Annotated in this window: 16 protein-coding genes and 1 pseudogene; 8 read left to right on the top strand and 9 right to left on the bottom strand. The window is 69.6% G+C overall.

All coding sequences use genetic code 11. From position 1 onward, the window contains the following. Window positions 1–55: 55 nt before the first annotated feature. Entirely contained in the window at window positions 56–763 is a 708-nt protein-coding gene (locus ACFO3J_RS29385) for a TerB family tellurite resistance protein (protein ID WP_386435686.1), read from the bottom strand. A 422-nt stretch (window positions 764–1,185) separates the two neighbouring features. Further along, window positions 1,186–2,949: a 2-isopropylmalate synthase gene (gene leuA, locus ACFO3J_RS29380; RefSeq protein WP_386435683.1), complete on the bottom strand. Its 1,764-nt coding sequence runs from the start codon at window positions 2,947–2,949 to the stop codon at window positions 1,186–1,188. A gap of 306 nt (window positions 2,950–3,255) precedes the next feature. Here leuA and ACFO3J_RS29375 point away from each other — a divergent pair, with 306 nt between their 5' ends. Next, entirely contained in the window at window positions 3,256–4,368 is a 1,113-nt protein-coding gene (locus ACFO3J_RS29375) for a M4 family metallopeptidase (RefSeq protein WP_386435680.1), read from the top strand. 34 nt (window positions 4,369–4,402) lie between these two features. After that, window positions 4,403–4,666: a protealysin inhibitor emfourin gene (locus tag ACFO3J_RS29370; RefSeq protein WP_386435677.1), complete on the top strand. Its 264-nt coding sequence runs from the start codon at window positions 4,403–4,405 to the stop codon at window positions 4,664–4,666. Between the two features lie 27 nt (window positions 4,667–4,693). On the opposite strand, the gene ACFO3J_RS29365 is transcribed toward ACFO3J_RS29370, so the two are convergent. The 4 genes from ACFO3J_RS29365 to ACFO3J_RS29350 are packed head-to-tail and all read right to left on the bottom strand — an operon-like array spanning window position 4,694 to window position 14,830. Continuing rightward, a complete protein-coding gene (locus ACFO3J_RS29365) occupies window positions 4,694–6,823 on the bottom strand; it encodes a DEAD/DEAH box helicase (protein WP_386435674.1) in 2,130 nt (709 codons plus the stop codon). After that, on the bottom strand, window positions 6,820–8,151 hold the full coding sequence (brxD, locus tag ACFO3J_RS29360; RefSeq protein WP_386435671.1) for a BREX system ATP-binding protein BrxD: 1,332 nt from the start codon (window positions 8,149–8,151) through the stop codon (window positions 6,820–6,822). The genes ACFO3J_RS29365 and brxD overlap by 4 nt, the downstream gene beginning before the upstream one ends. Then, window positions 8,148–10,874 carry a BREX-2 system phosphatase PglZ gene (gene pglZ / locus ACFO3J_RS29355; RefSeq protein WP_386435668.1) on the bottom strand — a complete coding sequence of 909 codons (2,727 nt, stop codon included), beginning with the start codon at window positions 10,872–10,874 and terminating at the stop codon, window positions 8,148–8,150. The genes brxD and pglZ overlap by 4 nt, the downstream gene beginning before the upstream one ends. Further along, window positions 10,874–14,830 carry a PglY protein gene (locus tag ACFO3J_RS29350; RefSeq protein ID WP_386435665.1) on the bottom strand — a complete coding sequence of 1,319 codons (3,957 nt, stop codon included), beginning with the start codon at window positions 14,828–14,830 and terminating at the stop codon, window positions 10,874–10,876. Before ACFO3J_RS29350 ends, pglZ begins: the two co-directional genes overlap by 1 nt. Before the next feature lie 238 nt (window positions 14,831–15,068). On the opposite strand from ACFO3J_RS29350, the gene ACFO3J_RS29345 reads away from it, so the two are divergent. The 4 genes from ACFO3J_RS29345 to ACFO3J_RS29330 all read left to right on the top strand — a co-directional run bounded on the left by ACFO3J_RS29345 (window position 15,069) and on the right by ACFO3J_RS29330 (window position 19,689). Continuing rightward, on the top strand, window positions 15,069–15,338 hold the full coding sequence (locus tag ACFO3J_RS29345) for a hypothetical protein (protein WP_386435662.1): 270 nt from the start codon (window positions 15,069–15,071) through the stop codon (window positions 15,336–15,338). Then, the gene (locus ACFO3J_RS29340) at window positions 15,331–15,963 is read left to right on the top strand and encodes a DUF6879 family protein (protein WP_386435659.1); all 633 of its coding nucleotides are present in this window, start codon (window positions 15,331–15,333) and stop codon (window positions 15,961–15,963) included. The genes ACFO3J_RS29345 and ACFO3J_RS29340 overlap by 8 nt, the downstream gene beginning before the upstream one ends. Before the next feature lie 94 nt (window positions 15,964–16,057). Continuing rightward, a complete protein-coding gene (locus tag ACFO3J_RS29335) occupies window positions 16,058–18,388 on the top strand; it encodes an ATP-binding protein (RefSeq protein ID WP_386435656.1) in 2,331 nt (776 codons plus the stop codon). A 113-nt stretch (window positions 18,389–18,501) separates the two neighbouring features. After that, window positions 18,502–19,689 carry a 4-hydroxybenzoate 3-monooxygenase gene (locus ACFO3J_RS29330; RefSeq protein WP_386435653.1) on the top strand — a complete coding sequence of 396 codons (1,188 nt, stop codon included), beginning with the start codon at window positions 18,502–18,504 and terminating at the stop codon, window positions 19,687–19,689. Between the two features lie 45 nt (window positions 19,690–19,734). Here the strand turns inward: ACFO3J_RS29330 and ACFO3J_RS29325 are convergent. After that, window positions 19,735–19,998 (bottom strand): annotated as a pseudogene (locus ACFO3J_RS29325) (ATP-binding protein); the annotation flags it as partial. 289 nt (window positions 19,999–20,287) lie between these two features. Here ACFO3J_RS29325 and ACFO3J_RS29320 point away from each other — a divergent pair. Continuing rightward, a complete protein-coding gene (locus tag ACFO3J_RS29320) occupies window positions 20,288–21,142 on the top strand; it encodes a helix-turn-helix domain-containing protein (RefSeq protein WP_386435650.1) in 855 nt (284 codons plus the stop codon). Further along, a complete protein-coding gene (locus ACFO3J_RS29315; protein ID WP_386435648.1) occupies window positions 21,139–21,348 on the top strand; it encodes a DUF397 domain-containing protein in 210 nt (69 codons plus the stop codon). The genes ACFO3J_RS29320 and ACFO3J_RS29315 overlap by 4 nt, the downstream gene beginning before the upstream one ends. A 48-nt stretch (window positions 21,349–21,396) precedes the next feature. Here ACFO3J_RS29315 and pglX read toward each other — a convergent pair whose 3' ends face one another. After that, window positions 21,397–25,104 carry a BREX-2 system adenine-specific DNA-methyltransferase PglX gene (gene pglX / locus ACFO3J_RS29310; protein ID WP_386435645.1) on the bottom strand — a complete coding sequence of 1,236 codons (3,708 nt, stop codon included), beginning with the start codon at window positions 25,102–25,104 and terminating at the stop codon, window positions 21,397–21,399. 166 nt (window positions 25,105–25,270) lie between these two features. Next, the gene (locus tag ACFO3J_RS29305) at window positions 25,271–26,176 is read right to left on the bottom strand and encodes an AraC family transcriptional regulator (protein ID WP_386435642.1); all 906 of its coding nucleotides are present in this window, start codon (window positions 26,174–26,176) and stop codon (window positions 25,271–25,273) included. Window positions 26,177–26,241: the final 65 nt, after the last annotated feature.

Below are 26,241 nucleotides of genomic sequence, written 5' to 3'. Positions count from 1 at the left end.
CGCCCGGCCGGCCGGGACGAGGAAGCTCAGCGGACGACGGAGACGGCGGAGCCGCTCAGGAAGGGGTCGCCGCGGCGGCGGTCAGCAGCCGGTCGATGTCGTCGGTGTGCAGCGACAGACATCGCCCCACGGCCTCCAGCACCTCCCGCTCGGCGGGCAGATAGGGACCGTCGGCCAGCGCGATGTGGGCGCCCTCCAGCAGCACCCGCTCCCGGCCCTGGATGAGCAGATGGTCGGCCAGCGGCTCCAGCGCCTCGTGCAGTTCGATGGACAGCCAGCTGCCGCAGCCGTCGACGGCCTCGGCGAAGGAGTCGGGGCCGAGCTCCTCCGAGCGGCGGAAGCGGCCCTCGTCGGCGACGATCGCGGCGAGCAGGCCGAGCAGCTGGTCCTCGGTGCAGTCGGTGAAGCCGGCCGCGCGCACCGCGCCGACCGCCGCCTCCCGGGCCGGCCGCCCGGCGGCGCCGCCCGCGGTGAGCACGGCGAGCGCGATGGTGTGCACCGCGTCCCGCAGCATCGCGGAGAAGCGGGTGGTGGTCGGGGTCAGCAGCACCTCGGCGCCGAACTGCCGGTGGCAGGCGGTGCATTCGATGACGGTGCCGGCCGGGCCGCGGGCGAGCAGCGGGACATTGAGCACGGTCAGCCTGCGCGTGCCGGTTCTGCGGTGGTAGGCACGGTCCCCGCCGCAGTCGGGGCAGAAGAACTCGCCGTCGTCCTCGGTGTGCCAGGCGGTGCGCACACCCCAGATATACAGCCCCAGCTTCATCACGCTGCACCCTCCGGCCGTGTTCGTTCCGGTACGCGACCCTGCCGGCCCGAACGCGCACGAAGACGCCCCGGCAACGGTGCCGTACAGCCGTGATGTTAGCCACAGTGACGAGGCGCAGTCAGTACCGCGTACGGGGGCAATTCACCTCGCTCTCGTCCGGGAGTGCCGCGGAAGTCGCCCGGCCGTGCTCAGGAAGCGACGAAATGCGGTCGTTCCCGCCACCGCCACGGCCACCGCCGGCCGACCGGCGGACCCCGGCCCGGCGGTCGCGGGAGCGGCGGGCGGAGCGGCCGGGGGCGGTCGACCGACACGGCCGCGGCCGTCCGGGTGAGGACGGCCGCGGCCGTGTCCGCGACGCCGGGAGGCCGCGAGGAGTGCGGCGGGAGGCGCCGCGTCGAGCGACGCGGCAGCGAGTGTGATCAGCGGCCCGCGCGGTTGACGGCGGAGACCACGGCCAGCAGCGAGGCGCGGGTGGTGTTGGGGTCGATGCCGATGCCCCACAGCACCTTGCCGTCGATCGCGCACTCGATGTACGAGGCGGCCTGGGCGCTGGCGCCCTCGCTCAGCGTGTGCTCGGTGTAGTCCAGCAGCCGCGCGTCGATGCCGACCGAGGACAGGGCGTCGAAGAAGGCGGAGATCGGGCCGTTGCCGACACCGTGCAGTACCGTCTCGGCGCCGTCCAGTACGGCCTCGACGGTCAGCGCGTCCGTACCGTCGCTGGAGCTGGACGCCTGGGCGGAGCGCAGCGTGACCCGGCCCCACGCGTTGTCGGGGGTGGGCAGGTACTCGTCCCGGAACACCGACCAGATCTGCGCCGGGGTGACCTCGCCGCCCTCGGTGTCGGTCTTGGCCTGGATGATCCGGGAGAACTCGATCTGCATCCGGCGCGGCAGGTCCAGCTTGTGCTCGTTCTTCAGCACATAGGCGACGCCGCCCTTGCCGGACTGCGAGTTGACCCGGATCACCGCTTCGTAGGAGCGGCCGACGTCCTTGGGGTCGATGGGCAGATACGGCACCGCCCACTCGATCTCGTCCACCGTCCGACCCTGGGCGGCGGCGTCGGCCTCCATGGCCTCGAAGCCCTTCTTGATGGCGTCCTGGTGGGAGCCGGAGAAGGACGTGTAGACCAGGTCGCCGGCGTACGGGTGGCGCGGGTGGATCTCCATCTGGTTGCAGTACTCGGCGGTGCGGCGGATCTCGTCGATCTGCGAGAAGTCGATCTGCGGGTCGATGCCCTGGCTGAACAGATTCATCCCCAGGGTGACCAGGTCGACGTTGCCGGTGCGCTCGCCCTGCCCGAACAAGCAGCCCTCGATGCGGTCCGCGCCCGCCATCAGGGCCAGTTCGGCGGCGGCCACCGCCGTGCCGCGGTCGTTGTGCGGGTGCACTGACAGGCAGACGTACTCGCGGCGGGACAGGTTGCGGGACATCCACTCGAAGCGGTCGGCGTGCGTGGAGGGGGTGGAACGCTCCACCGTGGCGGGCAGGTTGAGGATGATCTCGCGGCCCTCCTCGGGCTGCCAGACGTCCATCACGCCCTCGCAGACCTCCAGCGCGAAGTCCAGCTCGGTGTCGGTGAAGATCTCCGGGCTGTACTGGTAGCCGAACGCCGTCTCGTCGCCCAGCAGTTTGTCGGCGTACTCCATCACCAGCCGGGTGCCGTCCACCGCGATCTGCTTGACCTGGTCGCGGCTGCCGCGGAAGACCACCCGGCGGAAGACGGGCGCGGTCGCGTTGTACAGGTGGACGGTGGCCTTGTGCGCGCCGATCAGCGATTCGACGGTCCGCTCGATCAGTTCCTCGCGGGCCTGGGTCAGGACGGAGATCGTCACGTCCTCGGGGACCGCGCCCTGCTCGATGATGGAGCGGACGAACTCGAAGTCGGTCTGCCCGGAGGACGGGAAGCCGACCTCGATCTCCTTGTAGCCCATGCGGACCAGCAGGTCGAACATCTCGCGCTTGCGGGCCGGCGACATGGGGTCGATCAGCGCCTGATTGCCGTCGCGCAGGTCGGTGGACAGCCAGCGGGGGGCCTTGGTGACACGGGCGTCGGGCCAGCTGCGGCCCGGGATGTCCACCTGCTCGTAGCGGCCGTACTTGTGGACCGGCATCGCGGTGGGGCGCTGGGTGACGGTCGCCGCGGTGATGGGGGTGGCGCGGCCGACACGGTTCTGGATGGTCATGGGGGCTCTGGCTCCTCGGAGGTCCGCTCTGGGGCGGCCGACGACGGCTGGGACAACGCCGGAACTCCGCGGGGAGGGGGTCGGCCTACGACTACAGGCCCTCGCCGCGGCAGCTAAGGAGAAGCAGCCCGAAACGCATGATGGGACGACCATAGCCGAGGCCGGCGGGATCACGTAGCCGGACGGGCACTCTCTCAGTATGCAAGATGCACCGTTGTGTCCAGTGAAATCGTGATCCTTCCCTCTTTCTCGTTAACTGTCAGCATCATCTACGACAGAGCGTGCGGGGTATGTCACATTGCGTGCATGGGAGTTTTCTGCACGATCGTGCCGCCGCATATCCTTGACCAGCTCGCCCGGACGGGTGATTCGGCCGTGTCCGACCCGGCCCGCCGCACCCTGGAGCACGACGCGCGCGAGCGCACCAGGCGCCGCCTGACCACGGTGATCGGCGCGGCCGGGCAGCCGGACGCCGAGCGCGAGGAGTCCTCCGATCAGCCCTCCGACCAGCCGCGGCGGACGATCGACGACGCCAGGCACAAGGACAGCCTGCCGGGGAAGAAGGTGCGCACGGAGGGTGACAAACCCTCGAAGGACGAGAGCGTCAACCGGGCGTACGACGGGCTGGGCGCGACTTTCGAGACCTATCTCAAGGCGTACGGCCGCCACTCGATCGACGGCAAGGACCTGCCGCTGGTGGCCAGCGTCCACTACCTCCAGGGCTACAACAACGCCTTCTGGAACGGCGAGCAGATGGTCTTCGGGGACGGGGACGGAAAGATCTTCCTGGACTTCACCATCCCGGTGGACGTCATCGGCCACGAGTTGACGCACGGCGTCACGCAGTACACCGCGAACCTCGACTACTACGGCCAGTCCGGGGCGCTCAACGAGTCGGTGTCCGACGTCTTCGGCAGCCTCATCAAGCAGTACGCCCTCGGGCAGAGCGCCGACCAGGCCGACTGGCTGATCGGGGCGGGCCTGCTCGCACCCGGTGTGAACGGGCAGGCGCTGCGCTCGATGAAGGAGCCCGGCACGGCGTACGACGACGACCGGCTCGGCAAGGACCCGCAGCCCGCCACCATGGCCGGCTATGTGAAGGGCTCGCAGGACAACGGCGGGGTGCACATCAACTCCGGCATCCCCAACCACGCCTTCTATCTGCTGGCCACCGCGCTGGGCGGCAAGGCCTGGGAGCAGGCGGGCCTGATCTGGTACGACACCCTGACCGGTGGGTCGCTGTCGGCAGACGCCCAGTTCGCCGACTTCGCCGCGGTGACCGCCGCGTCCGCCAAGGCCCGCTACGGTGAGGGCTCCCAGTACAACGCGGTGCTGGACGCCTGGAAGGCGGTCGGCGTCACCCCGGCCCCCGCCGCGGGACTCCCCCGCCAGCAGCCGTCCCAGCCCCAGGACGCGTAGCCCTCCCCGGGGCCGCCGGACACGAGGAGCCACAGTGCGGATCGAAGTCGTCCGAACCGGCGGTTTCGCCGGCATCCCCCGCACCGCCACCCTCGACACCGCCACCCACCCCGACGGCCCCCACCTGGCCGCCCTGGCGGACAAGATCCTCGCCGCCCCCTCGTCCCGCCACCCCACCGTCCCCGACGGCTTCACCTACACCATCACCGCCGGCCCCCACACCATCCGCTGCGCGGACCCTCACCTGACCCCCGCCCAAAGGGAGTTGATCGAGGCGGCGCTGGGTGAGGGGGCGTGAGCGCCGGGGATCGCTGACGACCGCCGATCAGGGGCCGACGGGGCTGACGAATCGCACCGGCTGTTCCAGCACGGCCGCAGCACCCTCCAGATCGGCGAGCCGCGCCGCCAGCGTCGCCTCGGCCAGCCGCGGGGGCAGCGCCGTGCTGAACTTCAACCCCTTGAGAGCCTGTTCATGTACGGCCGGAAGGCAGAGATGCTGCGCCGCGTGGGCCGTGGTCTGCTTCCACAGCTGAGGCGTCAGATCGGAACCCAGCCGCACCCAGCAGGCGTTGGGACGCTGCGCCGGGTCGGCCAGCCCGCCGAGGGTCGCCGTCAAGGTCGCGTTGGCCCGGTGCCCGGCCCAGGTCCACCAGCGCACGTCCCCGTCCGTGTGACGCACGATGAGCGTCCCAGCGGGATGCACGTATTCCGCGAAGCGCTCACGGGCCTCCGCCAGGCAGCTGCTCGCCCGACCGGTCAGCCGGACCTGCGGGTCGGCGCCGAGGAGTACGTCACGGGCCGCGCGGGTGAGGGCGTAGGAGGTGAAGGCCAGCCCCACCCCTCCCCACTTGGCCTTTCCGCCTCCGTCCACCGGCTCCACGAAGCAGCGGCGCCGGTGCCAGTCGATGTACGTGACCTGCCAGCTGCGGCCTGCCAGCAGCAGGCGGCGCGGGCCCGGTACATCCTCGGTCAGCAAGGTGGGATCGGTCTTCCCGATCTCGGCGAGGCCGTTGAGCACGGTGAATTCCGGTGCGGCGGTGAACACCGCGGTGAGGTTCATGAAGTGGCGGTGCCCGAAGCGCCGTTCCGCCTCGGAGCCGATGAACAGCATGTCCCCGTCCCGGTCGAGATACCCCTGGTCGACCAGGTGCCGCACGATGGGCTCGGCGGACTGCCCGAAGGGACCGAAGCCGGCCCACCACTCCTGCCACAGCCGGTCACCGACCTGGTGCTCCTGCAGGCAGAGCGCCAGGATCTGCTGGGCGACGATATGCCGTGGCTCCGGGGGCGCGACCACGGGCTCGACCCAGCCGCGCGACCACTGCTCCAGCATGGCCGCCGCGGCCAGCAGCCCGTCCTCGGTCAACGCGAGAAACAGGCAGTTGCGCAGCGTGCCCGAGCGGCGACCGGTGCGGCCGAGCCGCTGCAGGAAAGAAGCGACCGTGCCGGGGGCGTCGAGCTGAATGACCCGGTCGAGATCGCCCACGTCGATGCCGAGTTCGAGGGTGCTGGTCGAGACGATGACGCAGTCGCGCGCGTCGGCGAACGCCTCCTCCGCCCTGCGGCGCTCGTCCACGGAGAGCGACGCGTGGGACAGGAAGGTCGTGACGCCCTTGGCGCGCAGTTTCTCGCCGAGTTCCTCCACCAGCCGCCGGGACTCGCAGAACACCAGTCGTTTCTCGCCCCGGTGCAGAGCCGCGATCACCGTGGCCGCGTTCTCCACCGAGCCCACGTAGTCGAGCTGGATGTCCCCCGGCGGCCGGGCCGGGGCGGGGGAGACGGCCTGAGCGTCGTCCAGATGCGGCGCCACGACGCGGCCCGGGCGCTTGCCCGCGCCTGAGCCCTGGAGCCACTGCAGGAGTTCCTCCGGATTGCCGACGGTCGCCGACAGCCCGACGCGCTGCAACGGACGCCCGACGACCCGCTGAAGGCGCTCAAGGACGGCCAGTAGATGCCACCCCCGGTCGTCGCCAGCGAAGGCGTGCACTTCGTCCACGACGATCGCGCGCAGTCCCGCGAAGAACGCACGGTGATCGACATTGGCACTGACCAGCATCGCTTCCAGCGACTCGGGTGTCGTCAGCAGCACGTCCGGCCGGCCCGTGAGGATCTTCTTGCGCCCGGTGGCCTGCACATCCCCGTGCCAGAGTGCGGCGCGTCGCCCAAGCCAGTCGGTGTACGTCCCCAGTCGCGGCAGCAGGTTGTTGAGCAGCGCCTTGAGCGGGCACACATAGAGCACCGAGGTGCCGGTCCAACGGTCGGCGGACATTTTGGACAGCAGGGGGAAGATCGCCGCCTCGGTCTTGCCGCCCGCGGTGGGCGCCAGCAGCAGGGCGTCGTCCCCCGCGAGCAGCGGCTCTGTCGCCGCTTCCTGCAAGGGACGGAGCCCGGGCCATCCCAGCGTATTGACGATGTGGTGGACGAGTACGGGATCGAGGTCGTCGGCGCCGCTCACGGGAGGTCCAGCTCGATACCGTCGGCGCCGGCGGCGGCGTTGCGCTCGACTTCGTTGAGCTCCGCCCTGGACACGGTGAGCGCGTAGTGCAGGCGGGGGTCGAACTCGTCGTGCTCGTCCACCCGGTCCAGGACGTCGGCGACGAGTTTGCGGAGGAACAGCCGCGGCGCCACGCCGACCTTCCCGCCCAGGCCGCCGGTGACGGCTGTCGCGAGTTCGGCGAGGTAGGCGTCATCGACCCGTTCGGCGACGCGTGCGGGGTGGTGGGCGGCGCCCGCGTACAAGTCCCTTACGTTCCGGCCGAGTTCGCCGAGCTGCGGCAGGTCGAAGCCGGGCAGGCGCAGTTGGACGGCGCGGGGGGAGTCGAAGCGTGCCTCGGTGGTGAAGTCGGTGGCAAGGCGCTGGGCGAGCGGTGGGAGTCGCTGGGCACCCTGCTGACCGTCGTAGAAGGCGGGAGTGCCGGTGATGACCAGGAACAGGCCGGGGAAGCGGCCCGCGTCGATCTCGTCGAGGAGTTGCCGCAGGGCGTTGAGCGCCTTCTCGCGGACATCGCCGCGGACACGCTGCAGTGTCTCGATCTCATCGAGAACGAGCAGCAGCCCAGGATGTCCGCAGTCGCGCAGGACGGTCAGCAGACCCTGGAGAAAACCCAGCGCGGCGAAGTGGTCGAGTTCACCGCGCACTCCGGCATTGCGCCGCGCGGCGGCGGCCACCGACTTCTGGCCGCCCAGCCAGGCGATGAGTGCCTCGGCGACGGCGCTGTCGCCCGCGGCCACCGCACGCCGGTAGCCGCGAAGCGCGGCGGAGAACGCCGGGGTGGTGCGGGAGACTTCGGCAAGGCGGCGTTCCATCAGTTCGTCAACCGCCCCGGCCAGCGCCTGGGTGTCCTCCTCGTCGATCCGGCCCGCGTCGAGGGCTTCCTCCTCCAGCGCGTAGAACCAGGAATCCACCACCGCGCGCAGGGCGCTGGGCTGGTGGGTCGCGGTGGTGAGCCGTTCGGTCAGCCGGCGGTAGACGGTCTCCAGCTTGTGCAAGGGGGTCTCGGTCTCCGAGATCTGCACTTCCGCGGTGGCGAGGCCTGCTCGCTTGGCACGTTCGGCCAGCCAGCGGGCGAAGAAGGTCTTGCCCGATCCGTATTCGCCGCGGATGGCGTGGAACGCTGCGCCGCCCCCGGCCACGGTGGCGATGTCGTCGTCCAGCGCCGGCTCGAAGCGTCCCAGGCCGACCGCGAACAGGTCGAGTCCGGCCTGGGGTACCGTGCCGCGCCTGAGCGCGTCCACAACTTCGCGGCGGCGTGCCGGGCTCACGATCGGCTGACGGGCCGTCATGTCCGGGGTCCTTCCAGCTGGAACTGCGTACGGAGCAGCCGGACATCGAGTTTCACGGTGTGCCCGGAGTCGATGAAGGCGAGTACGGGGTAGCCCTCGACGTTCAGCAGCCGCTGCATGGTGGCGATGAAGCCGTCGATGTTGCGTTTGACACGGCCGGTGGCGGAGATCGCCGCGGCCAGCGCCGCGGGCGACATGGTCTCCCCCGCTTCGGCCAGCGCGTCGATGACCTCGGCCACGACCTTGGCTTCGGGTGCGCGGCGCACGTACTCCTTCTGCGCGGAGTACACACTGCTGGACACGACCGAGGAGCCGAGGCTCACCGGTGCGACGGCGACCTCGGTCTCGGCGAAGAGCCCCTCACCCGCCGGCCTGGGCCGCCTGCGAGCGGGTTTGGCTCTGTTCTCGTCGGCCGTGCCGGGCATTTCCTCGTCCCGGGCCTTCGGTGCCGCCCACCACGAAGGGGTGGCCTTCTCGCGCGGCAGGACCTGCCAGTCCTTCGGCATACCGTCCGGGCTCGGCAGCAGCACCAGCAGCGGCACCGTGACTTCGGCCAGCGAGGCTCCTCCGTGGTATCCCGCCTTGCGGGGTGTGTAGCGGATGTCCTCCCGCCAGGGGACGACGATCGTTCCGCCGCCTTCGAGCACGCGGGGACCGCTGAGTTCGATCTCGCCCTCCTCCGGGATGCCGGTGCGCCACCGTGCGGACTCCGCGCCACCCGACTTGCTGGCCCCATGGGTTCCGCGTTCGAGGACATGGCCGTGGTCGGCGACGAGGAGCACGGGGCGACCGTATGCCTTGGCGGCGGCGAGCAGTTCGCGCAGAAAGGTGATGTCCGCCGTCCGCCACTGGGTGCGTTCGCCCTGCTGCCCGTGGTCGAGGGCGTCATCGATGGTGTTGAGGACGGCGCCGACCACCGCGTCCGAGGCGAGGGCGGCGGCCAGTTCCTCACTGAGGCGCTGCCCCGAAGGACCCTCTATGGACGCCTTGTGGAACAGCGCGCCGGTCTGCCGCCGCTGCTGCCAGAAGTCGGCGAAGCCCGCCGCCTCAGTCGACTGCCCACCTGTCAGAGCACGGCCGGTGAGCAGTGAGGCGCGGCTGATACGGGTCACGGACGGCAGCATGGAGACGGCGGCGAGCCGCTGGAGCTGTTCTCCGGACTCGGGCCGGGGCACCGCTTCGATCCAGCCGTCGCGCTCCGCTTCCTCACCGATCTGCACGGCCGCGGCACTGCTCATGCCGTCGAGCAGCAGCACCAGCGGGGACGCTTCGCGATCACAGAGCGGGGCGGCGACTTCGGCGAGTACGTTCTCCACCAGCAGGCAGCCGCCCGGGTTCCCACCGGCGGCGGTACGCGTCCAGCCGGCCAGCCGGCGGGCGAACTGCTCGTCGATCCCGTCCCGTCGTGCCCGCCCCGCGTCGTACAGATCCCGATAGGCACGGTCGATGACCGGGTCTCCTGCCGGGTCACCTGTCCACAGCGCGTTGAGCGCCCGGTCCACCCAGCCCCACTCGGCCAGGTGCGTACGGACCCCGTAGGCGACCGATTCCACGGGGGCCGGCGGGGTCACCAGCCACCGGGCGATCCGTACGGCCATCTCGGCGACGTCGATGCGGTGACGGTAGAGCCCGGCCAGGGCATGCCCTTCGAGGTCGTTGAGGGTGCCTTCCGCGCGTACCGCGGAATGTGTCAGCTCCTGTGCCACAGCGCGCAGTTGCGCGTCAAAACTGGACTGCAGGAAGCGGCTCGTGCGCAGCGCGTCGGTGAGCCCGGCGTCGAGGGCCAGCAGGTCGGCCCGCTCGATGACCGCGTTGACCCGGTGCCGGGCCTCGTCATTGTGCCGGGCTTCGCCGATCCAGCGGGTGAGGGTGCCGGCCACGGCATCGCTGAAGGCCAGTACATCGGCTCTGCGCACCTGCCCGAACAGCCCGCCGACGGCGAGTACGGTGTCGGGCCCGGTCGCGGGATCGGCCATGGCGGCGCCGAGCAGGCCACGGGCCATGGCGTCGGCCCCGCGGCCTGTCTCGACCAGGGACATGAGCACCGGTACGGCCGCGCCCGAGGTCTCGCCGAGCCAGTGGGCCAGCTCGCCGCGCTCGTGGGCGTCGAGTTCCGAGAAGCGGGCGGGACCGGCCGGGGTGCGCGACCAGGCGAGCATCGCGTCCGCGTCGATGGCGACCTCGGCCGTTCCCTCGCCGGGGCGGGCCAGGCCGAGCCGCGCGACCAGCAGCGCCCGCACGGCCGCGTCCCGGGTGAGGACGGAGCCGGTGCGCTGCCAGCCGCCGTGCGGTTCGGCGTCCAGCAGCGCTTCCAGCAGCCACGTTTCGCGGTACATCCGGGGATCGAGTTCCCGGGCGCCGAAACGCTGCTTGACGATCTCCGCGTTCTCCACCGTCAGGGTGCGCCGCTTGACCGCGTGCCCCTTGACGTCCCAGCCGAGATGTTCGTCGCCGATGCCGCTGGTCACCACGAGCACGTCGCCGTCACGCGAAGCGTCACCGCGGTGCCGCTGCCAGGCGTCCACGATGCCGAGCACCGAGGTCTGGTTGCTGACGTGGACGCGTCGCGGTTCGTCACCGAGCCTGACCGTGAAGGTTTCCGCGGCACTGGCCGGATAGTGGCCGTGGACCAGCATGAGGCGGCGATCGCGCAGTCCGGACGCGTACGTCTCCAGCAGCGCCTCGATGGTGAGCCGGTTGACCGGTGGCGGAGCCGTCGCCATCAGCGGTCCATGTCGTTGTCTGCCGCGAAGCCGTTGGTCAGTGGCTCCTTCGTCGCCGAACGGCCCTCGGTGGACACGGGCCGCCAGGCGATCTCGATCGGAACCCCGGGGTGCGCTTCGACGTAGGCACGGATCTCGTCCTGGACGTCGGCGACGGCCGCTGCCAGTGCGGCTTCCACCCGGGTGGGCTGCTGGGTGTCCAGGACATGGGGAGCACTCGGTCCGGCGGCGGGCCGCGCCGTCCGGTCCGGGGCGGCGGGAGCATCCGGGTCGGGCCCGAGCGGTACGGGCGGTCCCGAAGGCACGACCGGGTTGCCGTGCCGCGTGAGGCTGATGTCCTCCGGCCCCTGCTGCCCTTGCTGTCCCTGCTGGCGCTGCTGGGGCAGGGGCTGGGCGACGCTCGCCAGCCGGGCGGCTTCGGTGACCAGGGCCACGGACTGGTCCGCGAGGCTGCTGAGCACCGGCACGAGCGATCTGGCCTGCTCGTGATGGTTGGCGGCCTCCCGCAGGGAGGCCACCAGCCGCTCGGCCCGGTCTCCCACTCCGTCCTGGCGGTCGACGAAGCTGCGGACGCTCTTCAGCAGAGCCCAGTTGGTGGTGTCCAGGGCCCCCAGCACTTCGGGTGCCTGCTTGATCGCGGCGGCCAGTTCCTGGTCGGTGACGTCGTAGGAGACTGTCGCCAGCTCCTTGACCAGGGCGGTCCCGTCCTTGGCGCGGGTCATCCGGGCCAGCAGGTCGGCCGCGCAGCGCGTCGAACGCATCCGGTCCGCGTCCGCTCCGGTCAGCTCCAGGTCCTCGGCGTGCTTCTCCAGGGATCTGCGCACTCCGGCCACGGCCTGCTGGTGCTCGTCCACGACGCGACGCACCCCGGCTTCCAGCGCGGCGACGTTCCGGGCGAAGAGGGCCGGCTGCGCGGAGGCTCCGAAGATCGCACCGGCCCGGGTCCTGGCGGTGGCGAACTCGTCCTCGGACGGCAGATCCACCTCCCGCAGCCCGTAGCCGGCGCCGATCCGCTCCAGTTCGGGCGCCGGGACGGGGGTGGTCTGGAAGACCCAGGTCCGGTCGTCGAGCAGCGCGTAGGTGGCGATGATCAGGCTGGTGATGTTCTTGTCCAGGCCGGTGTAGCCGAGTTCCACGATCCAGCGCCTGATGTCCTCGACGGCGAGTTCGGGTCCGGCCTTGGCCTCGGCCGCCTTCTGGTTGATCTTCAGCCGCCAGTCGTTGAGCAGATTCAGCGGCCCGTCGTGTACTTCGCCGAGGCCGAGCGGGTGGACCACCTTCTTGACGACCGGCAGGTGGTGCCGGTCGACGACGACGCGCCGCGAGCCGTCCTTCATCGCCTCGGTGATCCACTCCAGCGCCGTCTTCAGCTCGCGGGTGGTGACGGCTTTGCGGCTCAGCGCGGGATCGAAGTCGGGATGCTTCGGGTAGAGCGCGGCGAACAGGCCGTCGGCGAGTGCGAACAGATTCTGCTCGAAGCTCAGCCCGGCCTGCGGCTTGGGGCGGGAGTAGGCGGGTTCCAGCGACAGCACATGCTCGTTGTCGGGCACTTCGGCGCCGACATTGCCGCCGTCGGGCTTGCTGATGCCGTACAACTGCCCGAGCACCGCCGACAGCTGCGAGGTCAGATTGTCGCTCTGCGCCTTGAGCTGGTTCCTGATCTGGACCCGCTCGTCGGCGGACTTGGTCGGGGTGAGGTCGGTGAGCCGATCGCGTTCCAGCAGGTAGTTGATCTTCAGCAGGCGGCCGAGCTGGTTCTTCTTCTGGTCGGAGAAGAAGTGGGGCAGCCACACCACGGTCGGCTCGTACTTCCCGGCCTGCTTCAGCGCGTCGATACGGTGCACGTCGTCGCTGGGATAGCCCTGCTCGGCGAAGGGGTAGTCCAGCACGAAGCGGATGTTGCCCTCGGTCTGCGGCGAGAACTGCTCGTCGGGCACGGTCATGCCGCCCAGCAGGCTGACATTGCCGAAGACGAACTCGGCGGTCCGCTTGGTGCCGCGCCAGACGATCTCCCGCTCGCTGACGAACGCCTCGGCGTCGCCGATGCCGAGCGCCTTCCACAGCTGGTCCTTCACCCACAGCCGCCGTTTGCCCGAGCTCTCCTCGCCGCCCACCGCGTCCAGCAGCGGCTCGATGTCGAGATCGGACAGGTGCAGGTGGAACACCGGGTCGGCGTCCCCCTCACTGCGCAGCTCGCCGAATTCGCCCTGGAGCTCCTTGAGCCGCTTGGCCGCCAGCGAGCCGGCCGAACCCAGCCGTACCTTGATCGACCCGTGGTTGAGGGCGGCCAGCCGCTCACCGGTCAGCCGCGCCAGCGCGGGAACGTTCGGTGCCAGAGCGGCCAGCAGCAGCGTCTTGACCAGCCGCTCGTCGCCCTTGAAGCGTGGGTCGTCGCTGCTGCCGTACTTGGCGAGGAGGTGGTTCACCACCCGGGCGTGGAAGCGCTTGGCCGTCTCGGCTTCCTTCCGCAGCCGGGCGGTGAACGCCTCGCCCGTGCCGTCGAGGATGACGTCCCACAGATCGCCGAGCGGGACGAGTTCGCCCAGCCGCAGATCGTCGCGGCGGCGCCGCAGCGTCTCCTCCACGAGCTTCAGGCCGGTCCGCTCGCGCTGCAGCGCGCCCGCCAGTTCCACCAGCACGTTGAGGAAGGCCGGGGAGAGCGGATACACATCCCGGAAGTCCTCCCAGGTGGCCTCGGTACGCCCGCTGGCGTCGAGCAGCACCTGCCGGACCTCGTCCGTGGACGACTCGACGGCGGCGAACGCCGAGGCGCGGGCCGCCTCCATCCCGGCCTTCGGAGCGAGCACGCGGTGCTTGATGATCTCGATGAGGTTGCTGTCCTCGAGGTCGACCACGTCGATACGTCCGGCGAGGTAATGGACCTGCTGCTCCAGGTTCTTCACCTCCGCGCCGGCCACGTCGGAGCCGATGAGCTGCGACAGGTCCCGCTGCCTGGAGATGAACGAGATGACGGGCACCGGCCGGTCGCTGTCGCCGGACTCGATCAGCTTGACCAGCTTCTGCACCTGGTCGCGGACGAAGTCCTGCTCACCCATGTGGGCCTGCAGCCACAGGATCAGCTCGTCCAGGAAGAGCACGATCCCGTCGTAGCCCAGGCTCTGGGCGTGCCGGGAGATGACAGCGAGGCCGTTCTCCAGTGGTACGAAGGCGTCCTTGTCCCCCCGCGCACCGGTGGCGTACGCGGACATGGGGCCGGACAGCAGCGCGGAGACGAGCGCCTCCCGGTGCCGGTCGCCGGCGGGAGCGGCGAAGGCCCGGTCGAGGTCGGCGGGTGTCCAGGAACCGGGAGCGGTGCCCTGCGTTCCCAGGCCGGTGGTGTCCAGGTCGTCCTCGTCGCCGGCCGAAGCCGCGGCACCGCCCGGTCCCACGGCCACGCCTCCGCCGACCAGCCACCGTGCGAACTCGGCGTCGTCGCCCAGGAATTCCCGCTGTTTGCGGGCGTCGGCGATGGCGGCGTCGGCCCGGTAGACGGCGGGTGTCGGCTGGTCCGGATGCAGCTTGCGAACGGTGGCGACATACCCGCCGAGCAGCGCCGAATCCAGGTCCGCCGCTCCGATCAGGTGATACGGAACCATCAGGAATCTGCTCCGCCGCAGCCAGTCGTCGTGCTGGGCGATGACCTCCTGCAGCCGGGGCTTCGCCCGGGCCGCCGGATGGTTGTTGAGCACCGCGTGCAGCACGGTCAGGAAGTGGCTCTTACCGGCGCCGAAGGAACCGTGCAGATAGGCGGCGTGCGAGCTGCCGGTCCGTACGGCGGCGCCGACCAGACCGAGCGCGCGGGTGAACGCGGTCTGCAACTGATCCGTGACGACGTACTCCGCCACCCGCTCGTCGGTCTCGGTGAAACCGCCCGAGAGTTCCACCTTGAAGTCGCCGGCATGGACGTCTTCCTTGATGTCGATGACATCCCGCAGGAAGAGTTCGCTGGTGGGCATCGGCGGCTCGCGTTCTCCGAGACAGGGTGTGCTGGCAGGCACGCGCAAGCTGAACACGCGCGCAATCATTTATCTTGCCAGCTCCCGTCACTCTTCTGCCCGGAATACTCCCTTCCGCGATCTGTCCGGCCCGATCGGCCCCCCTGGACGGACCTGACCGGTATTTCCCGCCTCCGCCCCCGTACTCCAGGTATCCTTGGAGCAACGATCTGTGATGTCGCGGACGACGGGGGCAGCCATGATCCACGCCTGGGAGGCCGACCCGGCGGCGTTATTCGCCCGCCGGCTGGGAAAGTCGGCGAAGGAGCTGGGCGTCTCCGACGACGAGGACAAGTGCCCGGACCTCTGGCAGCTCGACAACGGCGACATCGCCGTCATCGGCCGCGATCTCACCGCCGACTACAGCCCTCGCCTGCCGGACGGCGTATCGCTCGGCCCGGGCGAGCGGCTGGTCGTGATCCCGGGCAGCATGCTCAGTGCCGCCAAGGGGGATATTCCGGATGCTTGACCTCCGCCCCCCTGCACTGCCCGCGGAACACGGCGAGCGGCTCAGCGACGACGATTACAGCCGCGATTTCCGGGCCCGCCGTTCGGCGATCCGCGACGGCGAGTCGTGGAAACTCGAACGTCTGCAGCACTTCGAGGAAGTGGGCAGCCCCAGCCGGGACGCGCTGGCCCGCGGTGACTGGGAGGAATCCCTCCGGCTCATGGAGGGTCGACACGAGGCCTTGCGTGAGGCCGCGCTGAAGGACGAGCGGCACAACTCACCGTTCCACCGCGTGCGCGTGGTCCAGGAACCGCTGACACCCTATGTGCAGTGGGAGTTGCACTCGTTGCGGCAGCGCGCGCGGTGCGGACACCGGATCCGGGTCCTCGCGGCCGAAGCAGTGGCCGCTTCCGAGACCGGCGGGCTGCTGCCGGAACTCGTTGTTCTCGACAACCGCACGCTCTACCGGGTCCTGTACGACCGCACCGGCGTGGCCGAGGGAGCCGTCCGCTACACCGACCCGGCCATCGTCACACCGTGGGTGGCGTATCTGCGGGACGCCTGGGCGGCCGGAGAGGACGTGCTGTCCTATTTCGACCGCGTGGTGGCCCACCTCCCGCCGCCCGTGACCAGCACGGCGGAGTAGAGCGATCAGCACCCCCAGCAGAGACGACGGCCGGCCCGGAGACTCGCACAACGACCTCTCGGGATCGTCCGGCAATGTCGTGCAGGCGGGGAACGTGCGTGGGGACATCCACTTCCACCACACCCCCGCGCCGGACCGGAGCGGCCCGACCCCTCGGCAACTCCCCGCCGATGTCCGCTCCTTCGTCAACCGCACAAACGAACTACGCCAGTTGGACGCCGTCCTCACCGGCCAGGACGGGGACCAGCTCGTCGTCTCGGTGCACGTGGTGGCCGGCACCGCGGGCGCGGGCAAGACATCGCTCGTCCTGCACTGGGCCCACCAGGTCAAGGACCGCTTCCCCGACGGCCAGCTCTTCGTCAATCTGCGCGGGTACGATCCCGGCGAGCCGGTCACCGCTCTGCAGGCCCTGCGGCACTTCCTGCGTGCGTTCGGCGTGCCCGCCGCCGACATACCGCAGGACGTGGACACGGCCGCCGCCCTCTACCGGTCGGTCATCGCCGAGCGGCGCGTACTCATCCTCCTCGACAACGCCGCTGCCGTCAGCCAGGTCCGTCCCCTGCTCCCCGGCAGCGGCGGCAGCCTCGTCCTGGTGACCAGCCGCAACCGTCTGGCGAGCCTGGCCGTCCGCGACGGAGCGCGCAGGCTGACTCTGGGCACGCTCCCCGAGGCCGAAGCGGTGGCCTTGCTCCGAGCCGTCACGAGCGGCTACCGGCCCGAGGACGACCAGGACAAGCTCATCGAGCTGGCCGGGCTGTGCGCCCGCCTGCCGCTCGCCCTCAGGATCGCCGCCGAACGCGCCGCCAGCCACCCCCACATGCGGCTGGACGACCTCATCGCCGATCTGCGGGACGAGTCCGCGCTCTGGAACGCGCTGAGCACAGGGGACGACGAGGAGGCCGACGCGGTCCGCACGGTCTTCGCCTGGTCCTACCGCGCGCTTCCCGAGCAGGCCGCGCGGCTCTTCCGGCTGCTCGGCCTGCACCCGGGGCCGGAGTTCGGTCTCCACGCGGCGGCCGCGCTCGCCGATCTGGCGGTCCCCCGCACCCGGCAACTCCTCGACGATCTCGTCGGCGCCCATCTCCTCGAGCAGACCGCCCCTGACCGATACCAGTTCCACGACCTGCTCCGCGCCTATGCCACCGATCAGGCACAGACAGAAGAAGCCCCGGAACAGCGCACGACAGCACTGCGCCGCGTCCTGGCCTGGTATCAGCAGACCGCCGACGCCGCCCAGACCTGGCTCAAACCCGGGGAGCAGCGTGTGGTGTTCGACGCTCCGGCAACGGCCTCACCGCCGCTGGCCTTCGCCGACTACAACGCGGCGGTCGATTGGTCGGAACGCGAACACCGTTCGTTCCCCCACCTGGTGCGCGCCGCCACTGCCGCCGGGCTCGATGAGCCGGCCGCTCGGCTCGCCGAGATCCTGTGGAACGCGCTGGCGCCGTCAGCGTCCTATCTGGACTGGCTCGGCATGGGTCGTGCGGGCCTGGAAGCCGCAGAGCGGTCGGACGACAAGCGCGCACAGATCCGGCTGCTGACCTGCCTCGGCAGCGCCTACCGTGCGGTCGGCCGCCTCGGTGAGGGCCTGGACAGCCTCGACCGGGCGCTGGCGCTCGCCCGAGCGACGGGCAGGCGTCTGGAGGAGGCCCGCGCGCTGAATCTGATCGGTCTGATCCACCTCGTCACCCGGCAACTCGACTCCGCCGCAGACTATTTTGCCCAAGCCGAACCCGTCTTCCGCGAACAGGACCATGCCCGCCTGGCGGCCACGGCCCGGTCGAACCTCGCCAACACGTATCTGGACGCGGGGCGGCTGCCCGAGGCGGCAGCCGCTGTCGAACAGGCACTGGCAGCCCACCGTGCGCTGGACAATCGGAGAGGCGAGGGCAACGCCCTGTGCCTGATGGCCACGGTGTTCCTCGAACAGGGTGAGACGGAAGACGCCCGTCGGGCGATCGACTCGGCCCTCGACATCGCGCTCGGCCTCCGCAGCCACCGCCTCGAAGGTTTCTGGCTCCTCACCCTCGGAGACGTCCAGCAGGCCGCCGGCGAGTCCACCGACGCGCTGATCTCGTACCAGCGATCGGCGATGCTCCACCGCCGTCTCGGTGACCGCAGCCGGGAGGCGCTGGCCTGGCGCGGCGTCGGGCAGACGTACGCACGGCTCGGCAGGTTGGAGGAGGCGGCAGACTTCCACCGCAGCGCTGTCGCCGTCCACGACGCGCTCGGTGACGCCTGGCAGCGGGCGTTGGAGCTGGATTGCCTGGCAACCGCGATGCACCCGGAGGACCCCGCGACAGCGCGCGTGCACTGGGCGGAGGCGCTGGCCTGTCTGGCGCCTTTCGCTGACGCGCGCGCGGCGGAGATACGCGGTCGGGTGGAAGCGCTGCTGAGCGGGCCGGGTCACGAACCGGGGAGGTGACCCGGGCGCGGCGCGAGGTGGCACGGACCCGGGCGCCGACCGACGCACCCTGGCCGCCACCCCGCCGTTGCCGTAGCGTGCTGCCGCCAAGGAGGCCAGCGGAGGGAACCGACGTGACGCAGCCGGTACGGGAGTCCGCCCGGGTGGTCGTGGTGGGGGCCGGGCCGGCCGGCCTGACCGTGGCGACCCTGCTCCAGGGCATGGGGATCGCGTGCACCGTGCTGGAACGCCGCAGCCGCGCCCATGTGCAGCAGCGGCAGCGGGCCGGCATCGTCGAGACCCGCGCGGTGCGCATGTTCCAGGAGTACGGACTGGCCGACCGCGTCCTCGGCGGCGCCCCGTCCGACGGCGTGCTGGAGTTCCGGGTGGAGGGCGAGCGCCGTCTGCTGCGGACCGACGAAGGCGTCGACGGCCCGGCCCCGGTGCTCTGCCCGCAGCAGGTGCTGGTGGGGAACCTCATCGATACGTTCCTCGACGGTGGCGGCGACCTGCGCTTCGAGGCGTCCGAGGTGTCGCTGGCAGGGCTGGCCGGGCCGCGTCCGGCCGTCAGCTACCGGGATCCGTCCGGAACCGCCTACGAGATCGGCTGCGATGTCGTCGCGGGGTGCGACGGGGACCGCGGGGTCAGCCGGGCCAGCGTGCCCGAAAACGAGCTGACGGCCTACCCGTTCGACCACGGCATCGCCTGGCTGACCGTGCTCGCCGACGTACCGCCACCGCGGCACCCGCTGCTGGCGGTGAGCGGCAGCGGCTACGCCGCCCACTTCGCCCGCGGCCCGCGGACCAGCCGCTTCTACCTCCAGTGCCCGCCCGGCGCCCGGACGGAGAACTGGCCCGACGACCGCGTGTGGGAGCAGTTACGGGTCCGGCTCGGCGACGAGGAACTGGTGGCGGGGCCGATCACCGAGAGGGAGGTCTTCCCGCTGCGGAGTGTCGTCTACGAACCCATGAGCTACGGACGGCTGTATCTGGTCGGCGACGCCGCCCATGTGGTGTCCCCGATGGGCGGCAAGGGCATGAATCTCGCCCTGCACGACGCCGAGGTGTTCGCCCGCGCCGTACGGGACTTCGCCGACCACGGGGACACCGCCGCTCTGGACGCGTACTCGGACACCTGCCTACGCCGGACCTGGAACTACCAGGAGTTCTCCCGCTGGATGACCGAGATGCTGCACGACGGCGGCGACGACTCCCGGACCGGCCCCTTCCGCCACCGACTGGCGCAAGCCCGCCTCGATCGCCTGTTCGCCTCCCCCACCGCCGCGGCCGGCTTCGCCGAACTCATGGCCGGACTCGCCTGAGGGGGCCGGAGCTGCGGGCACCGGGATCTCGGACCAAACGGTCTTGCCCACCGAACGCGGTGTGACGCCCCACGCCCGGGACAGCGCCTGGACGAGCAGTAGTCCGCGACCGGCCTCGGCGTTCGCCTCCGGCGGTGCGATGTCCCCGGGGGCGGGAGGGCGGCGTTCGGTGCGGGTGTCGCTGACCTCGATCCGGAGCGTCCCGCCGGCGAGGAGGAGCCGCAGTTCGAAGTCCCGGCCCGGCACGCGGCCGTGCGTGACCGCGTTGGCGGCCAACTCGGCGACGACCGTCGCCACCGTTTCGGACACGTCGCTGTCGTAGGGCACCCCCCAGCTCACCAAACAGCCCACCGCGAGCTTTCGTGCGAGCTGGGCGCCGAGCCGTGTGGCGGGGAACCGGCGGGAGAAGTCGCTGCTCCGAGTGGAGATTTCACTATTCACAGGACAGAGCCTGGGCGAGCCTGCCTAGGCTGAAAAGTAGCGATGCCAGGACGGAGCGTGACCTGTCCGGCTGCCCCGGCGGCGTGTCCGGGTTGCCGGGCGTGGCGGCCCGTCCCCACGCGCAGTTGGGATGGGCAACACGTCGGAGGTGGCGAGAATGACGACCGCAGCGGGCCAGGCGACGAATGATCCGGAGGAACTGGACTGGGAGGAGGGCGCGGACGACATCCTCAAGACGGTCGGCAGGCAGGTCAAGCTCTGGCGCGAACGAGCCGGGTTGAAACAGGTGGAACTCGGCCAGGCCATCGGTTACAGCGAGGAGCAGGTCTCCTCGGTCGAGCGGGGGCGCCGCGCGCCGAAACCGGAGTTCCTCGACGGGGCGGACGAAGTGCTGGGCGCGGGCGGGATCCTGGCGGCGTTCAAGGAGGACGTCGAGCGAGCTCGGTACCCGAAGAAGGTCCGGGACCTGGCGAAGCTGGAGGCGGACGCGGTGGAGTTGGGCGCGTACGCGAACTCCGTGGTGCACGGGCTCCTCCAGACAGAGGACTACGCCCGAACGCTGTTCCAGATGCGCACGCCGGTGATGGAGGAGGAGACGATCGAACGGTACGTCGCCGCTCGCGTCGCACGTCAGGAGATCTTCAACCGCTGGCCCGCGCCTATCCTGAGCTTCGTCCAGGAGGAAGTGACTTTGCGTCGGCCGGTGGGCGGCAAGGTAGTTCTGCGCCACCAACTCGAACGTCTCATCGAGGTAAGCCAGTTCCGCAACGTGTCGATCCAGGTGATGCCCACGGATCGGGAGGAACACGTGGGGCTCGGCGGCTCGTTCCAACTGCTGGATCCCAGGACCGGTGTGAAGGCCGCCCATGCTGAGGTGCAGCACTTCAGTCGGGTGGTCACCGACCGAAAAGATGTCCGCATCCTCGAAGCGAGGTATGGGACCATCCGGGCGCAGGCTCTCACTCCGCGGGAGTCGTTGGCGTTCATCAAGAAAGTCCTGGGAGAGACATGACTACCAAGCCCTCTGCCGACAATGCCACCAGGCTGGAGTGGTTCAAGAGCAGTTACAGCACTGGCGAAGGTCCAGAGTGCATCGAGGTGGCTGCCTCCCCCGGCGTGGTCCACGTCCGCGACTCCAAAGACGTGGAGGGCTCCCAACTCGCCTTCAGCCCCGCCGAGTGGTCCGCCTTCCTCTCGTACGCGGCCGACCTCAGCTGACCCCGCCGGTGGCGGCACCCGCTCGCGCGGGGCCGCCACCACACTCAGCTACTCGGCCTCCACCAAGGTCGGCTGGGCCGCAGCCTGCTTCGGCACGGCCGCCTTCCGCCCCCGCGTCTTCTTCTCGGGCCGCCATGCCCGCAGGTCCGCCTCACTCACCTGATGCTTGGCGCGCAGCTCTTCGAAGTACGCCTGGTACTCGTCGGCCGGCACGCCTTCCCATTCGGCGTCGTACTCCCCGTGCCACTGCCGCACCCACGGCATGACCTCCAGGACCCCGGCCAGCAACGGTGCGATCCGCTCCGTCCCCCAACCGCCCTGCTTCGTCCGGTCATCAATCACATTGAACAGCGCCTGCGCCTGATCCTTGTGATCCCACCCGGCCCACCCGAGGAGGAGGGTGGTGTCTCCGTCAGGGCTCGCATCCGGATAGGAGATGAAGCGCTCCTTGGGCACGTCCAGCTTCCCGCGCTGGGACCAGTAGGACGCCTTCTGAAAGTCGGCGGGCTTGTACTTCGGCGGCACGGCGATGTCGAGCCGCTTCCCCGTCCGATCCTCCTCCCGCTGCAACTCCCATACCTGCTCCCACTGCTGCCGGTTCCGCAGGCCGGTGTCCTTGTACCGCATGGCAGCGAGGTACGGCACGTGCTCGTCGGCTACGACCTCGGCGAGCACGGCGGCGAGGGGCGCGTCGGGCTTGCCCATATGGTCGGCGGCGTAGAGCTGAGCGACGGAGTTGAAGTCGACATCATCCCGGAGAGCATCAGCCAGTTGGCCAACGGTCAGCGTCCGAGGCTGCTTCATCCCATCCCGAAGCCCAAACCATAGATCGGCCGCCTCGGCCCGATCCAACAGCCATGTCCGTAGGGCTGCCTTCTCCTTCTTCTCCCAAGGCTCGGCAGACCAGCGCCGCTTGCACTCCGGGCGCTCGATCAGGGCGATGTCCTTGCGCCTCTCGATGATGTCGATCCGCGCCTGCACGATCTCCCGGTACCAGTCCGGCCACTGCGACGGAATCTCAGTGACGGGGGTCGACCCGTGTCGAACGAACCAAGAGGTGTTGATCTGCCCCTTCAGTGCCTTTCGTGCGAGCACGATCTCAAAGGCACGCTCTCCGAGCTTGATTTCGGGGATGGAGTCTGTCTTCGGAGATGGCACGGTGACAAGCCCTGTCTCCGACTCGCTAAGCAAGCCGTACAGACCGTAGACCTGCCAATCCATCTCCTCTTGCAGAGCGATCATGCGGTGCCGTGTTCTATAGTGCTCAATTCCTGCGGCCCTGAAGGCAGCTTGAGTCGGCAGGCTCTCTACGGATAGCGCTGACGGTTCGAGCGCTGCCGTCTCTTGCGCGAGCAAGTCGAGTACTCGTGCCAGGTCGAGTGGGAAGCGTTCCGGCAGCGGGAACTCCTGCAACTTGGTGCCGGTGAACTCGTAACGCTCTTCCCACTCTTCGTCCTGCAGCCCACGCCCTAGGCCGCTGCCGCCCTTCCCTTGGCTTACCTGCTTCAGCCAGAAACAAGCCGTCGAAGAGTTGAGCACGCCTAGCAGTTCTAGATGCTCATCCTCGCTGGCCGCCTCCGGCAGCTTGATCACTGGTGCGGAACGGTTAAAAACCTTCCCACCTCGGTCCAGTACAAAGTGATTGTGCGTCGATACAAACGCAAAGGCGATCGACAGCGGTGTCCGAAGTTTTCCTGGGTAGAGTTCCTGCCATTCATGCCACGCCATTCCCCGATCAACCATCGGGACGCCAAATCGTTTTCGTTGTGAAATTGCAGCACGATAGGCCACCAGGATGGCTTGAGTAGTACCAACCATTGAGAGCGACAAAGTCTCAAAGTCGTCTCCGTAAACCCAAATTGCCTCAAGAGTATTAGCTACCGAATAATCACGAATCGCCTCTCCTGTGATCATCGGTCGCGTTCGGTCCACTCCAAGTCGCCTCGCCGCGCCATTCGTCGGCAGGAGATAGAGGTCATCCTCGCCGGTCACTGAAGTGATACCCGCCGAGACAGCGACTTGGCTCAACTTTGAGGCCGTGTCCCGTTCAATGCCAGCAGACAACTGCCCTGCACCTCCCCCGCTGACCGACCAGGGATGGGCTGCGAAGCCTTCAGCCGGAGCATCTTCGATCGACACCCAATCAGACTCGCTTCCCGGCCTGCCCGACTGTTCAATGATCGCCCGCCAGACGACACCTTCCGCAGCAACCTCCGGCTGCGAGGGCTCCCCACGCACGCCCAGCACCGCCCGCAGTGTCCGCTCCGGATTGGGCACCCGGTTTCGCCCGATCAGGATCACCGTCGGCGTACCATGCCCCGGGATATAAGCCCCCGACGTATCAATTACGTGCGACAGCTCGACCTGCAACCGGAAGAAGTTCTCGATCAGCTTCTTACCGAACTCCCGCTTCATGAAGGAGTTCGCGGTGATCTGACCGACGTAGCCACCACCGCCCGCGCTGCCGCCCGCACCCTTCAGCGCCAGCATGAACAACCGCTGAGCGAAGGGCACCGACAGCGCGTACTTACCCGCACAAGCGTCGTACACGCGGTAGTTCTCGTTCTCCTGCTTGTCCTTCACGGTGATGTAGGGCGGGTTACCGACCACAACGTGGTATGACCCGGGCCCCAGCAGGTCCACTCGCTCGACGTAGTCCTCGACGTCCTCGGTCGCGTACCGGAAAGCCTCGCCCTCGCCATTCTCCTCCGCGAAAAGCATGCCCAGGTCCGTCTGCGATCCGGCGCCCCAGCGCCCATGCAGCAGCGAATCCCCCACTGCCACGTTGATGGGAAAACTCGGCGCCCCCGCCAACGTCCGCGCCCCGGCAGCCCGCATCGCCGCCACCAACAACCGAAACCGCGCAATACTCGCCGCAAAGGGATTCTTGTCGCACCCGTGCACCGAGTCCAGCGCCCGCCGGATAATCGTCCACTCATCCGTCGCGGGCTCGGCCACCCGCCACTTCTCCACCAACCTGGCGAAGATCCCCAGCAGAAAGTGCCCCGACCCGCACGCCGGGTCGATCGTCCGGAAGCCCCCCTCCGGCGCCAGCCCGAACTCCTCGATCGCGGGCTCCAGCGTCAGATCGAGGATGAACTCCTCCACGAACTCCGGCGTCTGGAGCAGCGCGTACGTCTTCCGGGCGTGCTCACTGAGGTCCTGGTAGAGGTCACCCAAAAACCGCGTGTCCCACTCCGGGTCCGTGAAGTCGTAGACGATCTCGCCATCCGCACTCCGCCGCCGCCAGAAGCTCAGCAACTCCGTCGCGGCCTCGTAGCCCGGGGTAAGCCCCCACAGCGGGTTGTGCCGCTCGTCGAAGAGACCGGCCGCCGTCTCGTTCGAAGCGGCGAGATGCTTGAACGCGGACTCGAGCCAGTCACGGTTGTTGTTCTGCGGGTTCACCCGGAAGTACGCCTCGTGCCGCTCCTCCGCGTCGCGCAACCGCTCCCCCGGGCCAGCCAGGAAGGGCTCCTCGATGAGGCGGTTGTCCTCGCAGAAGCGGACGAAGACGCAGCCCAGCACCCACGCTGCCGCCGCCTGCGTCACCCGGTCGTCCCGCCAGGTCTCGTACGTGGCCGCCGTGCGGCTGCCCTCGCGCGCCCGGGTGTACTCGGACCGCAGCCGGACGCGGAACTCCTCCACTGAGTCGCTGCGTTCCCGGACGTCGTCCTCCAGAATCTTGACCTGCTTCTTCAGGTCCTTGAGCAGCCCCACCCGGTCCACGCCCGCACCCGCACCCGCAACATTCGTCACTCTGCGTATCCCTCTCGCGCCCCATGGCCCCCACGAACGTGCCAAAACTGGAGGCTTCGACCACATCCTGCCAGCCCGGCCGCCGGACGGACCGCGACAGTGCGATCACCATCGCCCGCAGCCGGGGCGACTCCCGCCACCGGGCCGAGAACGGAGAAGACCGCCCTCACACCAGGGCCGGCGCCGGGCTGAGCGTTGAGCCGCGCAGCCGGGCGGCGTCCTGGCTGGGTGGGGCGCCGAACTGGCGGCGGTATTCACGGCTGAACTGCGACGGGCTGTCGTAGCCGACGCGGAGGCCGACGCCGGTGACGTCGTTCGGATGGGTGGCGAGCAGCAGGCGGGCCTCCTGCAGCCGGATCTGCTTCTGGAACTGGATCGGGCTCATCGCGGTGACCGCCTGGAAGTTGCGGTAGAAGGCGGACACGCTCATGCCGGACAGCTGTGCCACGTCCTCGACGCGGAACGACTGCGTGTAGTGGTCGCGGATCCAGCGGACCGCCCGGGCGATATGGCTGAGACTGCTGTCGGCGAGACCGAGTTGGCGGACGGCCGCGCCCTGCTCACCGGCGATGAGCCGCCAGAGGATCTCCCGCTTGATCAGCGGTGCGAGCACCGCCATGTCGCGTGGCCGGTCGAGCAGGCGCAGCAGCCGGATCACCGCGCCGACGAACTCGGCCGGCGCTTCGCTGACGGCCATGCCGGACGGCGCGCCGCCGCCCACGGGCGGGAGGTCGCCGGGAGCGGCCTGGAGCAGCAGCTCGGCGATGGTGGCCGGAGCCAGGATCAGGCCGAAGCCGAGGGCGGGCCGCTCGGGACCGGCCTCGGTGAAGTGGCCGGTGATCGGCAGGTCGACCGAGGCGACGAGGTACTGCCCCGCGCGGTACTCATACACGCGGTCGCCGAGCGCGATCCGCTTCGCGCCCTGCGCGATCAGCGCCAGCACCGATCCGGACATCGCGGGTGACGGCGGACTCGGCTGCTCGACCTTGGAGATCAGGACCCCGTCGATGGCGGTGGTCATATCGGGTCGGGCATGGCGGGTGATCAGGCTCCGCAGCTCGTCAAGGTCCATGACCCGATTGAAGCACCAACCGATCCTCGCCACAACGAGACGATCAGGCAAGAGGCCAGGAGGAT

Origin of the sequence: Streptomyces polygonati (assembly GCF_042650325.1) — a bacterium.
Taxonomy (GTDB): Bacteria; Actinomycetota; Actinomycetes; order Streptomycetales; family Streptomycetaceae; genus Actinacidiphila; species Actinacidiphila polygonati.
The sequence above is the reverse complement of the archived record's forward strand: the minus strand, read 5'-3'. Positions and strand labels throughout refer to the sequence as shown.

Coding starts and splice junctions, on each gene's coding strand:
- ACFO3J_RS29315 (WP_386435648.1), top strand. CDS start 21,139: ATGACTACCAAGCCCTCTGCCGACAATGCCACCAGGCTGGAGTGGTTC.
- ACFO3J_RS29340 (WP_386435659.1), top strand. CDS start 15,331: ATGCTTGACCTCCGCCCCCCTGCACTGCCCGCGGAACACGGCGAGCGG.
- ACFO3J_RS29375 (WP_386435680.1), top strand. CDS start 3,256: ATGGGAGTTTTCTGCACGATCGTGCCGCCGCATATCCTTGACCAGCTC.
- ACFO3J_RS29345 (WP_386435662.1), top strand. CDS start 15,069: ATGATCCACGCCTGGGAGGCCGACCCGGCGGCGTTATTCGCCCGCCGG.
- leuA (WP_386435683.1), bottom strand. CDS start 2,949: ATGACCATCCAGAACCGTGTCGGCCGCGCCACCCCCATCACCGCGGCG.
- ACFO3J_RS29385 (WP_386435686.1), bottom strand. CDS start 763: ATGAAGCTGGGGCTGTATATCTGGGGTGTGCGCACCGCCTGGCACACC.
- pglZ (WP_386435668.1), bottom strand. CDS start 10,874: ATGGCGACGGCTCCGCCACCGGTCAACCGGCTCACCATCGAGGCGCTG.
- ACFO3J_RS29305 (WP_386435642.1), bottom strand. CDS start 26,176: ATGGACCTTGACGAGCTGCGGAGCCTGATCACCCGCCATGCCCGACCC.
- brxD (WP_386435671.1), bottom strand. CDS start 8,151: ATGACGGCCCGTCAGCCGATCGTGAGCCCGGCACGCCGCCGCGAAGTT.
- ACFO3J_RS29350 (WP_386435665.1), bottom strand. CDS start 14,830: ATGCCCACCAGCGAACTCTTCCTGCGGGATGTCATCGACATCAAGGAA.
- ACFO3J_RS29320 (WP_386435650.1), top strand. CDS start 20,288: ATGACGACCGCAGCGGGCCAGGCGACGAATGATCCGGAGGAACTGGAC.